10 protein-coding genes and 1 pseudogene are annotated in these 14,398 nt (G+C 52.0%); 5 read left to right on the plus strand and 6 right to left on the minus strand.

Annotation, left to right across the window (positions count from 1 at the left end):
* Positions 1-136: 136 nt before the first annotated feature.
* The 3 genes from CJO09_RS09555 to CJO09_RS09565 are packed head-to-tail and all read right to left on the minus strand — an operon-like array spanning position 137 to position 5,607.
* Positions 137-3,244, minus strand: coding sequence for an efflux RND transporter permease subunit (locus CJO09_RS09555; protein WP_119442149.1), 3,108 nt, complete (start codon positions 3,242-3,244; stop codon positions 137-139).
* 13 nt (positions 3,245-3,257) lie between these two features.
* Positions 3,258-4,490, minus strand: a complete 1,233-nt coding sequence (locus CJO09_RS09560; protein WP_119442150.1) for an efflux RND transporter periplasmic adaptor subunit — start codon at positions 4,488-4,490, stop codon at positions 3,258-3,260.
* Positions 4,491-4,530: 40 nt separating this feature from the next.
* Positions 4,531-5,607 carry a TolC family protein gene (locus CJO09_RS09565; RefSeq protein ID WP_425454089.1) on the minus strand — a complete coding sequence of 359 codons (1,077 nt, stop codon included), beginning with the start codon at positions 5,605-5,607 and terminating at the stop codon, positions 4,531-4,533.
* A gap of 812 nt (positions 5,608-6,419) precedes the next feature.
* Here CJO09_RS09565 and CJO09_RS15565 point away from each other — a divergent pair.
* The 3 genes from CJO09_RS15565 (at position 6,420) to CJO09_RS09580 (ending at position 8,660) form a co-directional block, all read left to right on the plus strand.
* Positions 6,420-6,728 carry a hypothetical protein gene (locus CJO09_RS15565; RefSeq protein WP_147404916.1) on the plus strand — a complete coding sequence of 103 codons (309 nt, stop codon included), beginning with the start codon at positions 6,420-6,422 and terminating at the stop codon, positions 6,726-6,728.
* A gap of 327 nt (positions 6,729-7,055) precedes the next feature.
* The gene (locus CJO09_RS09575; protein WP_119442153.1) at positions 7,056-8,045 is read left to right on the plus strand and encodes a glycosyltransferase family 2 protein; all 990 of its coding nucleotides are present in this window, start codon (positions 7,056-7,058) and stop codon (positions 8,043-8,045) included.
* A complete protein-coding gene (locus CJO09_RS09580) occupies positions 8,046-8,660 on the plus strand; it encodes a class I SAM-dependent methyltransferase (RefSeq protein WP_119442154.1) in 615 nt (204 codons plus the stop codon).
* 503 nt (positions 8,661-9,163) lie between these two features.
* Here CJO09_RS09580 and CJO09_RS09590 read toward each other — a convergent pair.
* Together CJO09_RS09590 and CJO09_RS09595 are read right to left on the minus strand one after the other, a co-directional pair.
* The gene (locus CJO09_RS09590) at positions 9,164-9,793 is read right to left on the minus strand and encodes a M23 family metallopeptidase (protein ID WP_119442155.1); all 630 of its coding nucleotides are present in this window, start codon (positions 9,791-9,793) and stop codon (positions 9,164-9,166) included.
* Positions 9,794-9,814: 21 nt separating this feature from the next.
* Complete coding sequence (locus tag CJO09_RS09595; protein WP_119442156.1) at positions 9,815-11,938, minus strand: heavy metal translocating P-type ATPase; 2,124 nt, start codon at positions 11,936-11,938, stop codon at positions 9,815-9,817.
* Between the two features lie 116 nt (positions 11,939-12,054).
* On the opposite strand from CJO09_RS09595, the gene cadR reads away from it, so the two are divergent.
* Positions 12,055-12,468 carry a Cd(II)/Pb(II)-responsive transcriptional regulator gene (gene cadR / locus CJO09_RS09600; protein WP_119442157.1) on the plus strand — a complete coding sequence of 138 codons (414 nt, stop codon included), beginning with the start codon at positions 12,055-12,057 and terminating at the stop codon, positions 12,466-12,468.
* A gap of 66 nt (positions 12,469-12,534) precedes the next feature.
* Here the strand turns inward: cadR and CJO09_RS09605 are convergent, their stop codons facing one another.
* Positions 12,535-12,930: a hypothetical protein gene (locus CJO09_RS09605; RefSeq protein ID WP_119442158.1), complete on the minus strand. Its 396-nt coding sequence runs from the start codon at positions 12,928-12,930 to the stop codon at positions 12,535-12,537.
* A 170-nt stretch (positions 12,931-13,100) separates the two neighbouring features.
* Here CJO09_RS09605 and CJO09_RS09610 point away from each other — a divergent pair.
* Positions 13,101-14,372, plus strand: a pseudogene (locus tag CJO09_RS09610) (HAD-IC family P-type ATPase); the annotation flags it as partial.
* Positions 14,373-14,398 lie beyond the last annotated feature (26 nt).

The raw sequence follows: 14,398 nt of genomic DNA on the forward strand, positions 1-14,398 counted from the left end.
GCCTCCGACACTCAACGCCCAAAATAATGCGGATTGTTACTCGTTGTAGTTCCCGTTGAATACCTCAGGCAGTATAACAACGAAAAATGTGGGTTGCAACCGGTTCAAATTGATTACAACCCTACTTTTCTTTAAATTATACTGACGCCTTCCTGCCATGTACCATTGAATATAGAACCGGCAGCACGAATAACGTCAATAGAGTAGACGAAATAATCCCACCAATGACGACCGTAGCCAGCGGTCGCTGCACTTCGGCGCCGGTGCCGGTATTGAGGGCCATGGGTACGAAGCCGAGACTGGCCACCAGTGCCGTCATTAATACCGGGCGCAGACGAACCAGGGAGCCCTCGACAATGGCGGTCATCAGGTCACCCTTCTCGTGCCACAGATCACGGATAAAGGCGATCATCACCAGTCCGTTGAGCACCGCCACGCCGGACAGGGCGATAAAGCCCACCCCCGCCGAGATAGATAGCGGCATGTCCCGCAGCCACAGCGACAGCACCCCGCCGGTCAGAGCCAAAGGCACTCCCGTGAAGATGATCAGCGCGTCTTTGAAGGTACCGAAGGCCATCACCAGCAGCGCCAGAATGAGCGCCAGGGTCACCGGTACCACGATGGCCAGCCGCTGGCTGGCGGATTGCAGTTGTTCGAAGGTGCCGCCGTAATCCAGCCAATAACCGTCAGGCAAATCCACCTCGCTGGCGATGCGTTGGCGGGCCTCATCCACAAAACCGCCAAGGTCGCGGTCGCGCACGTTGGCGGTGACCACCACCCGGCGCTTTCCGTTTTCCCGGCTGATCTGGTTGGGAGCGGGCGCCAGCTCCAGCTCAGCCACTTCCGATAACGGCACATAGCCACCGCTCGGCAGGGGCACCGGCAAATCCGCCAGGCTGTCCACATCCCGGCGGATAATCTCGGGCAGACGCACCACCAACCGGAAGCGACGATCACCTTCGTAGATCAGGCCGGCGTTTTGCCCGCCCACGCCTGCGGCTACCAGGCTCTGCAGATTGTCCACGGTCAACCCGTAGCGGGATAAGGCCATGCGCTTGGGGTGCACCGACAGCATGGGTAGCCCGGTGACCTGCTCAACCCGGGCGTCCGCCGCACCATCGATGGATTCAACGACCTCAAGAACCTCGTTGGCCGATGTCAGCAACTGATCCAGATCATCGCCAAACACCTTGATGCCCAGGTCGGCCCGCACACCGGAGATCAGTTCATTGAAGCGCATCTCAATAGGCTGGGTAAATTCATACTTGTTGCCGGGAAGCATTTCCACTGCTTGTGCCATTTCCGCCACCAGTTCATCCTTGGTTTTGTCGGGATTCGGCCACTGATCTCGGGGTTTGAGCATGACGAAATTGTCCGCCACGCTGGGGGGCATGGGGTCAGTGGCCACCTCCGGCGTGCCGATCTTGGCGAAGACCTTATCGACTTCGGCAAATGCCTTCAGGCGATCCTCCAGCTGTTCCTGCATCGCAACGGACTGCTCCAGCCCGGTACCCGGAATGCGCAGGGCGTGAAGCGCGACATCCCCTTCATCCAGTTGCGGAATAAACTCGGACCCGAGCGTGGTTGCCAGCCAGATGCAGATGGCCAGCAACGCGGTCGCGCCGCCCAGCACCAGCCAGCGAAACCGCATGGCGAGCCGCAGCGCGGGCCTGTAGAGGGATTTGGCACAGCCAATGATCGGACTTTCTTTCTCGCTGACTTTACCGCCCATGAAGACGGCCACGGCAGCGGGCACTACGGTCAGGGACAGCACCATCGCCGACAACAGGGCCATCACCACGGTGGCGGCCATGGGGTGGAACATTTTGCCCTCGACGCCGGTCAGAGAAAAAATCGGTAGGTAGACGACGGTAATGATGGCGACACCGAACAGACTGGGACGAATCACTTCATTGGTAGCCTCATACACCAGTTGCAGCCGCTCCCTGAGCGCCAGTTGACCTGCCCTTTGGGCATGAGAGAGCCGCCGCACGCAATTCTCCACAATAATTACGGCGCCGTCTACGATCAGGCCGAAGTCCAGCGCCCCCAGGCTCATCAGATTGGCGGACACCCCCGACTGCACCATACCGGTGATGGTAGCCAGCATAGACAGAGGAATCACCGCTGCCGTGATCAGGGCGGCGCGCAGGTTACCCAGTAACAGGAACAGCACCACGATCACCAGCAGCGCGCCTTCAAGCAGATTTTTTTCCACTGTGGCGATGGCCTTGTCCACCAGGCTGGTGCGATCGTACACGGTCTCTACCTTCACGCCCTCCGGCAATGAAGGCTGAATGGCCTCGAGCTTGTCCGCTATCGCCTGGGCGACGGCACGAGAGTTCTCACCCACCAGCATCATGGCGGTGCCGAGCACCGTCTCCGCACCGTCGCGGGTAGCGGCCCCGGTGCGCAGCTCCTTGCCAATTGCCACCTCGGCTACGTCGCTGACTGTCACCGGTGCGCCGCCGCGATTGACGATCACCACTTGCTCGATCTCGGCAATAGTAGCCAGTTGGCCCTGCGAGCGCACCAACAATTGCTGGCCGTTGCGCTCGATATAGCCGGCGCCGCGATTGGCATTATTTGCTTCCAGGGCATTGGTCAACGCCTCCAGGCTTACCCCGAACTGCAGCAATTTTTGCGGCGAAGGAGTGACATGGTATTGCTTATCGTAACCACCGATGGTATTAATCTCGATAACCCCAGGAACCTGAGCCAACTGTGGTTTGATGATCCAGTCCTGGATCTCCCGCAGGCCGGTTGCATCGAGGGGATTACCATCAGGAGTGGTAGCTCCGGGCAGGGCCTCCACCGTATACATGAAAATTTCGCCAAGGCCGGTGGCAATGGGACCCATCTCCGGCTCCAGCCCCGGTGGAAGCACACTTTTGATAGCGCCCAGGCGTTCGTCGATCAGGTTGCGGGCGAAGTAGATGTCGGTGCCTTCTTCGAACACCACGGTGACCTGAGACAGGCCGTAGCGGGAGATAGAGCGGGTGTACGACAGATCGGGCAGGCCGTACAACGCAGTTTCCACCGGGAAGGTGATGCGCTGCTCCGCCTCCAGGGGAGAGTAACCTGGTGCCTCCGTATTGATCTGCACCTGGACGTTGGTGATATCCGGTACTGCGTCGATGGGCAGGCGCTGGAAGCTCCATACTCCGACTCCGATCAGTACGAGGATCAGGGATAACATTAGATAACGCCGCTCCACCGAGAGGCGCAAGATTGCATTAATCATAGCGGGGCTCCTGTCAGTGGTCGTGGGTTGCGCCGGATTTTTCGATATCGGCCTTGATCAGATAACTGTTTTCCACCACATAGCGGTCACCGGGCTGAAGCCCGGACAGTACCTCTGTTATCTCACCGTCGCTGCGGCCCAACTCAAGTGGGCGAATTTCATAGGTATCTCCCACCTGGATGAAAACCACTGTCCAGTCACGAAAAGACTGTAGGGCCCGGTTATCCACCGCTAGAGGTACTTCAACAGTGTCCACCACCAGATCCCCGGCCACCAACAATCCCGGTGTCAACAGGCCGTCACTGTTGTCTACCCCGACTCGGGCTAAGATATAGGGTGTATCGTCGCCTGCAGGAAGCAGGTGGCGGACAGTACCCTGCCGATCGATACCATCGGCAGTCACTCTGACTGTTTGGCCTACGGCAACTTCACGGCGCTGCCCAGGGAATACCCGCAGCTCGGCCCACAATGTGCTCAGATCCGTGATGGCGAACAAGGCTGTCTCCCCTGTCACCTCCCCGCCGTTGATATGGCGCTCCGTGATTACGCCATCAATGGGTGCCCGCACCACATAGGTTTGTAGGCTCTCATTGGATTCCACCTCGGCCACGGCATCGCCTTGGCTGACCAGGTCCCCCAGGTTCGCCGTCACGCGAATCACCACACCAGGGAAACGGGCTCGTACCTGTGAAACCCTATCAAGGGCGGTCGTAAGCAAACCATAGGTCTTTACGGTTTGCTCAATTACACCCGGACCTGCTTTGGCAGTTTGAATTCCCGCTTTTTCCGCTGTATCAGTCGCAATTTGGGTACGGCCCTCGTAAGATTCCCACTGCCAATGATAGTTCCGACCTTTATAATTAAGCATTACTGAAACATCGAAGGAATGAGGCTCTGCAACGACGCCCTGACCGAGCCAGTAATCTCCATCAAAAGTAAAGTCGAAAATATCCTTCTGCCCGCCTAATCTGGTTAACTCAACCTTAAGGTTAGCGTTCTCAATAACTTGCTGACTATTTTTCATGATCCACGCGCGGTACTCCGGTGGGACCCCTTGCTCAAAGATCAGTAACTCAACAGACACGTCATCTTGCTGTAATAACAGCCCCCCATGCGGCCCCCTGGTCTCTAGAAGACCATTTTGAATCTCTTGATGCGCATTTTTCGTGCCCTGAGCAGCCAACACGCTCCCACTTAATAGATAAATCGCCGTTAAAACCGCACAAAGCGTTCTTATCATCCGCATAATTCATAATCCTGTTCAATATTCTCGTTACGGCAATATCCTATGGCTGCATCAAAGGCTGTGCAGTAAGCTCTTCGATCAACACTTGATTAAGCAATGCCTTAGCAGCAGCTTCCACCATAGCCTCACGGGCACCAAGCAAATCGCGCTGTGCAGAAACCCATTCCAAATAGCTATAACGACCACTCTCGTAGGCTTTTTGAGTAAGTGTGAGCGCCTCAGTGAGTGTGGGAATCACTAAAGACTGAAACTGTTCAACCGCACTGATACTGTGCTGGCGAGTTTGATAAGCATCGAACAGCAATGTATGTAACTCTAAAAGAGCTGCTTGCCGGCGGTAGGCCACCTCATCTCTCGCTGCCAAGGCCGCCTGTACCTCACCCCTGTTTCGTCGCTCAGTAAAAAGCGGCACCGATAGCCCTACAACTAATGCAGTATCACCGGTCGCTTCATGACGACGGGCGCCTAACTGCCATCGAATGTCAGTCTCAGATTCACTTTGCGCTAACTTAACCTGTGCATCACGCATGCGCTTCTCGCTGGCGTAAACACGAATCATAGGGCTGCGACTAACGCGTTGGTATAGCAAATCAAACGACTTGCCAGGCTCAACCCGAAAGAGGTTTCCCTCCAATCTTTTGAAATTTGCTTGTGTGTCACCCCAAAAAGACGCCAGCTCCGTCTTTTGAATATCAAACTCTGTGATCAAAGCCGCTTGAGATATCCTACTTTGCGCCAGAGCCGCCCTTGCGCGCAAGACCTCGGAATTGGGCGAGGCTCCTTGTTTAACACGACGCTCGGCAATGTTCAGAGTTGCCTCATTCAACGCCACAGCCTGTTCAGCCAAACCAAGCTTTTCTTGCAACGCTAACGCAACAACGTAACGCTGGGTCACCTTGCCTAACAAGTCCAGGGTTTCGGCTTCACGCTGGGCATCAACTAAGGCGTAGCGCGAGCTCACTGCGTTTACTCGTGCCCGACGTTTATCCCCAAGTTCAATGACAGACGACAACGACAAAGTATATTCGGCCTGCTCAAGACCGTGAAAAGCTCCGCTACCGAATGCATTCTCGACCTGCAGACCAGCCTCGTAAGCGGGGCTTTGATCAGCCGTCACACGGAGTCCCTTTATCCCCTTTAAACGAAAATTAAATACCTTCAAACTAGGGTTTCGCTCTATTACTCTGGAAAGCGCACTGGGGAGCGTTAACCTTTCTTCTTTAGACTGCGCACCTACAACATTAGGAATGACAATAAAGAAACACAACAAACAGCCACAAGCGCAACGCAACTGTGAACGCCAAGCAGCCATAACGAGCTTGCAAAAAAACATTTTGCCTCTCCTGCGAAGTTATATACGAGAAAAATTCTCAGAATAAAGTGTTCGTAAGACTAGGCAATTGGAGGGCGAAACAAGGATGGATGTACTACAGAGGAAGGGTAGCTTTGTTCGTTAGACAAGGATTGCCTCCCGACCGGGACGACAATACTGATTAAGCTTTCTACCAAAACAACATGCAAGTGAATATGATTTTGATGCCCATGATCAGACAGATAACTCAAAACCGCATCGAAAGGTGAATTGGCGCGCTCTGTATCCGAAGCAGCGGCATGGACCATAACATTGTCATGCGCAACCGAACCAACGTGGGCGTAATGATGAGTCGCTGCGTTGTGAGGCAAATTGGTATCACCAATAGCGAAAGCCGACTGCATCGCAAGCACTAACGCCAACAAAATTGGTATCCAACGACTCTGTATCAAAATCATCAACTTGCAAAGAAAGAGATGGAATTTTACCAATAAATTGGCTGAGTAAATTAAGAAATTTTTCTTTGCTGTGCGAAATGGTATTATGTACGCACTAATTTCAAACCGCTTATCGCATTCGTGAACAATAAAGTCCGTGCTCTCCTTTTAACGCTTTTAATGAGTTTGCAAGCGCTTTCGTGGGCTAGCCCATACCAGATTAGCGAACAGGCCGAACAAATAACGCACACCATCGTTCATACTCAAGAAATTAGTCATCACCATCATACCGATGAGTCTTTGCACTTTGACGACGACTCTAATTCGCCTGCTCATCACCACCCCAACTCCAGCTCACAACTTCCTGCGCTTGAGCCCTCAGCTCTCTTGACCTTTGCCGACCCGCAAAGTGCCGCCCCAATCTTTTTCCTTTATAAAGACTACACCTCTGTTACGCTGGAAGGGCCACTACGCCCTCCTCGAAGCTAACGGCCCCACCTCTTTCCTTATCTGCGCACATCTACAGGTGTGAGGTTAACTGCACAACGTTCATGCGACTTCGCAAACAGTAGCAGTTTCAGTACTAGGGGTTTTGGGCGCAATCTAAAAAATTGAATTAGCTGATTTGACGCCTCCGTGGACGTCAAATCAGCAAAGACTATCTGTGTTCAACGATTGCGCACAAATAAACACCGCTTGTAACAGACTCAAATCTCATCGCAGCAAACCACACCGGCAAGTAAACCAAAAAGTGGTTTCAAACAAACTTGCGCGTACGCTTCACCGATGACGACTCTTCGAAAAGGTATTTCGACTATGAGCAATCATAAAATCACACTCAAAGAAGAAGACTTGAGGGCAGCCCCTCTTTTTTTAAGTATTGTGGTGCCTGTATTTAACGAAGCAACTGGCATTGACGCGTTTCACTCCCGCCTACAACAAACACTGAGCCAAATGAACGGAATAGCCAGTGAAATTTTATATATCGATGATGGCAGCACTGACACAACGCCACGTAAGTTAGAAAAAATACATGATCAGGACGCTAACGTTAGCATTGCCCGACTGAGCCGGAATTTTGGCAAAGAAAGTGCCCTGAGCGCAGGTCTGGATCTTGCCAAGGGACAAGCCGTTATCGTCATCGATGCTGACCTACAGGATCCTCCCGAACTAATACCCGCTATGGTGCATGCGTGGCGACAAGGTGCAGATGTGGTCAACATGCGCCGTATAACCCGAGAAGGAGAATCAGCACTCAAGAAATTCACATCTCACCTGTTCTATCGCGTGATGAACCGGCTGAGCGATGTATCAATCATGCAGGATGTGGGTGATTTTCGTTTACTGAGCCGTCGTGCCGTTGACGCATTGACTGCCATGCCAGAGCGTTGCCGCTTCATGAAAGGCCTGTATGCCTGGATCGGATTTCATCAGGTGATACTGGACTATCACCGAGAACCCCGGCACTCCGGAACCACCAAATGGCAGTACTGGGGGTTATGGAATTACGCGCTGGACGGCATCACGTCTTTTTCTACCGGCCCATTGAAGGTAGCTATGTACCTTGGGCTTATCAGTGCTCTCACCGCGTTCTTCAGCGGAGCCTACTTCTTGCTCAAGGCGTTAATTCTTGGCGATTCGGTTCCCGGATTCCCCACCTTGATCACTGCGATCTTGTTCCTGGGAGGCCTGCAATTGGTGGCCATCGGCATTGTCGGAGAATACGTCGGACGCCTATACCATGAGGTAAAGGAACGGCCCAAATACATTCTCGATGACGTACGACACGAGAAAGGAGCAAGCTAGATGGCAGAGAAAAACAAAGCAAGATGCGCCGTAAAACGCCTGCTCTTTAGCACATCGCCATGGCTGGCAGCCCGTCTGGGCATTAAGTTTGAAATGTCCACTGCAGACCGCCATTTTCTTGAGGATCAACTGTTCTCCTACATCAATGAACAGTGCGGACATGAAGGAAACATTCTTTTTATTGGTATTGACCGCTACAACTGGCACTATCCCAGACTGATACAGGGAAAATTTCATTCAATTGATTTAAACCCCCGAAACAAGCGTTACGGCAACGGAAAGACACACACTACAGGCTCCGCTACCGAGCTGACCCGTTACTATCCTAACAACCGCTTCGATGTCGTGATTGCCAACGGGCTGATTGGGTTTGGAATCGACACGCTTGAAGACTTCGGCGCGCTTCTTTATGGATGCCATGCCATACTAAAAACCCAGGGTCTGTTGATTATCGGTTACAACGACACCCCGGAACGGCTGTCTTTTGATCCCAAGTCCGCCCGGCACATGCAGTTATTTAGCAAAACGATACCGACAATTCCTAGTGTCGAGCACGCTTGCTATCGTGTCGAAACAGAAAGCAACCACACCTTCCTCTTCCTGGAAAAGCGCTAAATAATCTGAGTCCACCACCTCCGGACTGATTATCCGGATTTACGCCAGCAGATCAATGTCAAAGAACACAAGAACTCGGGCAAACAGTACAAAACACACCACAGTCAACACCACCGACGCAACGATGGCGCCCCAGAACCCAAACCTGCCCAGCAGCCAGGGAAAGGCAATAAACATGGGCAAGGTGGGTATAACGTACCAGAACGTGTAGTAAGCATGGTTGGCAATTTTTTCGCTACCCTGGTCCTCGATAGTACAACCAGAACAAGGTCAGCAACGTCACCAAGGGCAACGAAGCCACCAGGCTACCCAACCGGTCGCTTCGTTTCGCGACTTCGGAAACTAGCACAACCAGACCAGCCGTCACAAGATACTTTGTTACGATCCACAGCATTAGCTGTCCCTGCAAGTATGACGCTCGATCACAATCGCATGTGCCGGTGGACACCAATCTACCACCCCGATACCTTCGCAAATTTTGAACCGTGAAAAATAGAAACGAATCATGATTTGTCTACCATTAATGGATCAACCGGTTTGTTGTTTACGCGCACTTCGTAGTGCAGATTGTTACCCGTTGTCGTACCTGTTGATCCAACATACCCGATTGTCTCGCCTCTCATGACAAAACTCCCCCGTTTGAGACCAGGCTTAAAACGACTTTGATGCGCGTAAACTGTGGTAAAGCCGCCGATATGAGAAATTTTGATCACTTTACCGTAACCTTTTTGACGTCCCGCGAATTGAATTTTGCCATTTGCAGTGGATTTAATAGGCGTGCCCCTAGGTACTGCATAATCGATGCCCATATGGGCTTTTCGGGTTTTCATAACCGGGTGTCGACGTGGGCCAAACTTTGAGCTTATCGCCAGATTAGACCCATCCAATGGTGCCCGAAAAAGCAACTTACGACGTTGTTGGGTACTTGTTCTGCTGCAGATAAGGCCTGTTCCATTAAGTTGATAATGCTCCTTAACGGTGGCAAAACTTCGAACCTCCGCCGCCGTTGCAGAACGAATAACTAAGTTTGAAACAGTAAATGTAGTAACAAGGAACAAAATTCTGATTAAATTCAAATACATTACAGTTGCAAAAAATAAAACGAGCACTCTTTTATTCTGATTCAAGTCCATCTGTACGAATATGCGTAATCCTCAATGACGCAACAAGCGCAGCCCGTTCGCCACCACCAGCAGGCTTGCTCCCATATCAGCAAATACTGCCATCCACATCGTCGCCCCGTAAAAGATTGCGAGAAAAAGAAATACAGCTTTAATCCCGAGTGCAAACAAAATGTTTTGCCATAGCACCCTATGGGTTTTTCGCGACAACTTCACCGAAGACGCAATTTGGTGTAGATCATCATTCATAATGACCACATCGGCCGCTTCCATGGCAATATCGGTACCGGCAGCCCCCATCGCAAAGCCAATATCTGCCTGAGCAAGCGCCGGCGCGTCGTTAATGCCATCACCCGCCATGCCCGCCAAACCATATTGGGCTTGCATTTCCTGAACAGCATCCAGCTTCTCTTGTGGCAGCATGCCACCGCGCACATCGTCAATACCCGCCTCGCGACCAATACTTTGAGCTGTTGCTTGATTATCACCCGTTAGCATGACCGGGGAAACACCCAGCTGTTTAAGACTCAACATAGCCGACTGGGAAGAAGGCTTGATGGTATCTGCAACCACGAAAAGCGCCAGCACCGAATCGTTAGTTGCAAGTAAAGTCACAGTTCGGCCTTCTCTTTCGTAGACGCCAAGACGATCCTCTAATTCGGGGCCAGACAGACCCCGTTCCGCCATTAACCGATGGTTTCCCAGCACATAATCTATTCCAGCCACAACCCCCGCAACACCACAACCTGGAATCGCTGCGAAATCATTAATCTCAGTTGAAGTTACGCTCAACCCATTGGCAATCGCCTTCGAGACGGGATGATCTGACCGGCCGGCCAAGCTTACGGCAATACCTGCTGCCACTTCTTTAGTCATAGTTGGCGAAAGCAACTCCCAAGTAACCAGTTTTGGTTTACCTTGCGTAATGGTTCCAGTTTTGTCGAATGCCACCGCCTTAAGCTTGCGTGCCTCTTCAAGGTATGTTCCACCCTTGATCAGAATGCCCCGACGCGCCGCAGCGGCTAAACCACTCACAACCGTAACCGGCGTTGAAATAACCAATGCGCATGGGCAGGCTATGACCAACAGAACCAGCGCCTTGTAAACCGACTCCAGCCATGTCCAGTCAAACACTAACGGGCCACCCAACGCCACGATGAGCGCAATGATGAATACTGTTGGTGTATAAATTGCGGCAAACTTGTCTACGAAACGTTGGGTGGGCGCACGACTGCTCTGAGCCTGTTCCACTGCATGAATGATTCGTGACAAAGTGGACTCGCTAGCGATTGCAGTCACCTCAAACTCCAGGGAGCCTGACTCATTAATTGTTCCCGCATACACCTGGTCGCCAACCGTTTTATCAACGGGAATGCTCTCACCGGTTACCGAAGCCTGGTTAATCGTGCTGGAACCCGCCGTTACAACGCCATCCAATGCGACACGCTGACCAGGGCTGAGGCGAACAATTTGTCCGATAGCAACATCCTTAGCCGGTATGACGCTCCAGTTGCCGTCCGCCTGAAGCACCTCGGCAGTTTCAGGCGCAAGATTCAACAGACCTTTGATCGCATTTCTGGCGCGATCCACTGCGCGAGCCTCAATGAGTTCAGCCAGCGCATACAACGCCATGACCATGGCGGCCTCGGCCCACTGACCTATCAGAAAAGCCCCGGTCACCGCGACACTCATTAAGGCGTTGATATTCAACTTTGCCTGGCGTAGAGCCAGGAAGCCTTTTGTGTAAGTATCAAACCCCGCTAGCCCGATACCAATCAGAGCAATCATCATCCCGCTGATTTGCCAAACTTGTGTTTCGGGGGCAAAAAAAGACAGACTTTCAGCTACAACGGCAAAAGCGAGCGCCAGAATCAACCGGACAATACCTCTAGAAAAACGATGACCCGCCTGCCGCCCACCGGGCAGTTCATGGTTATCCTCAGACGATACTTCCTTAGGGTTAAAACCTGCGTTACTAATCGCGGTCAATGCCTGTGGCAGCACATCATCGGGGGCATCAATTACCAATAGCCGCGTACTTAACTGAAAATTCAAGCCTCGTATGCCTTCGATCTGCTCCAAAGCACGACGGATGTCGGATTCTTCCGCAGCACAATCCATGGTAGCGATGTAGTACGTTGTTCCTGTGTTTGACATAGTAATTTTCCTTTAACCATGCCATTGGAAACCCTATAGTCACTATAGAGTCAAGCATTTGCTCATGCCACATCGAACCTTATACAAACTATAGAGTTTGAGCCTATAATAATGTGATGAACATCAAAATTGGCGAGCTCGCTAAACGCACCGACTGCTCAATACAAACCATTCGCTTTTATGAAAAAGAGGGGGTTCTACCAGCACCAACGCGTAGCGATGGCAACTATCGGTTATACAACGAAGGACACATCGAAAGGCTGAGGTTTATTCGGCACTGCCGCATGCTTGACATGACCTTAAGCGATGTAAGCACACTGCTTAAGTACCGAGACACACCCAATACAGGTTGTGAGGAAGTAAATGTGTTTTTAGATCAGCATATTGACGCAGTTCAGACCCGGCTGGAAGAGCTAGCGCAGCTGAAACTGCACCTGCTCACTTTGCGTCGGCAATGCAACCAGCCGGTTTCAGTTGCTTCTTGCGGTATTTTACGAGCGCTGTCCGACTGCTCGTGCCATACTAATTAAAGAATCTGATATCGCAAAGCAGCAATTTAGCGCCCAATATGTCGTCCCGCACTCTTCGCCGATCAATTAGTAATTAGTGCCAGACTCAATCTGAGCTGCGTATTTTTCCATAATTTTACCCATCGCCTGCATCATCTCAGCCTGCATCTGCAACTGTTGCTGCGGACTGAGTACCGCCGCCGCAGGACCCATCATCGGACAGCCCGACATCATGCCCCCCATTGCTCCCATACCAGCCATGGGGTGCATGCCGCCCATACCTGACTGATCTCCCATCATCATTCCTTTCATACCAGCCATCATGCCAGACTGACCCATCATTGGGCCTTGCGCTCCTTCACCTTGCATTCCATGCGGTGCGTCGGATTTTTGCATCACGCCGTGATCGGCAGCGAAGCTGATACCGCCAACCGACACTAACGCGGCAAAAACGGATGCCTGTATAACACGTTTAACTTTCATTTCGCGCTCCATTCAAAAAGAAACCATCTTCATAGGCTAAACGAAAAACAATGTACCGAACACACGATTAATCAAACATGACACAAATGTAATTTCACAAGCATAGAAACAGAACAGGTATTTTGCTAATCTGACTGTCTAGGTTCCACATAGTACTAACCGGAACGACCATGACCGATCACAAACATCACAGTGAACATCAGTCACAGCATCAAATGTCGACACTTTCGCCTAATAGCCAGGAATCGGCGGCGCAAGTTAAAGAAACAGCACAATCGACCGGCGATATTATCTACACCTGTCCGATGCACCCTGAAATTCGTCGCTCTCAGCCCGGCGATTGCCCAATCTGCGGCATGAGTCTGGAGCCGTTACTTCCAACACTAGAGGACGAAAACCCCGAACTTAAAGATTTTTCACGTCGTTTTTGGATCACGCTACCATTGACGATTGTGGTCACGGTTCTTGCCATGTTCGGGCATCAACTGAACTGGCTCGATATGAGCTTACAAACCTGGGTCGAACTGGTGCTATCAACCCCTGTCGTTTTATGGGCGGGGCTACCGTTTTTCATACGGGGTTGGCATTCCGTGCGAAACCGCAGCCCAAACATGTGGACGCTTATCGGGTTAGGCACCGGTGCAGCCTTCGTTTACAGCGTTATTGCCACCGTCTTTCCGCACGTATTTCCGGAGGCGTTTCTTAGCATGGGCCGCGTCTCGGTGTACTTCGAAGCGGCCGTGGTGATCATCTCCCTGACGCTTTTCGGACAAATACTCGAACTGCGGGCACGTTCTCAAACCTCTGCAGCCATTAAAGCGCTGCTTGGGCTGGCGCCAAAAACAGCCAGACGTGTCGCAGAAGACGGCTCTGAAGAAGACATCCCTCTTAACCATGTGCATGAAGGCGACAGACTTCGCGTCCGACCCGGGGAAAAAGTGCCGGTGGATGGTGTAGTACAGGATGGAACCAGTCTCGTCGATGAATCCATGCTGACAGGCGAACCTCTGCCTGTCAGAAAGAAAACAGGAGACAAGGTCATCGGCGCCACCATGAATACCTCGGGCGCACTTGTCATTCAAGCCGAAAAAGTTGGCTCAGCAACAGTGCTATCACAAATTGTGCAGATGGTGGCCGAAGCACAGCGCTCTCGCGCCCCAATGCAACGTATGGCCGACCTTGTCGCCGGGTATTTCGTGCTCGCGGTTATCGGCATTGCGATCATAACGTTTTTTGTCTGGGGCTTATGGGGCCCTGAACCGGGGTGGGTGTACGGTCTCATCAATGCTGTTGCCGTCCTTATTATTGCCTGCCCTTGCGCCCTGGGGCTCGCTACGCCGATGTCGATCATGGTGGCCACAGGACGCGGCGCCACAAAAGGGGTTTTATTTCGAGACGCTGCCGCCATTGAAAACATGCGTAAAGTGGACACACTTATTATCGTAAGCGTCATTTCAGGACCGTCTTG

Origin of the sequence: Neopusillimonas maritima (assembly GCF_003576595.1) — a bacterium.
In the GTDB taxonomy this organism is placed as follows: domain Bacteria; phylum Pseudomonadota; class Gammaproteobacteria; order Burkholderiales; family Burkholderiaceae_B; genus Neopusillimonas; species Neopusillimonas maritima.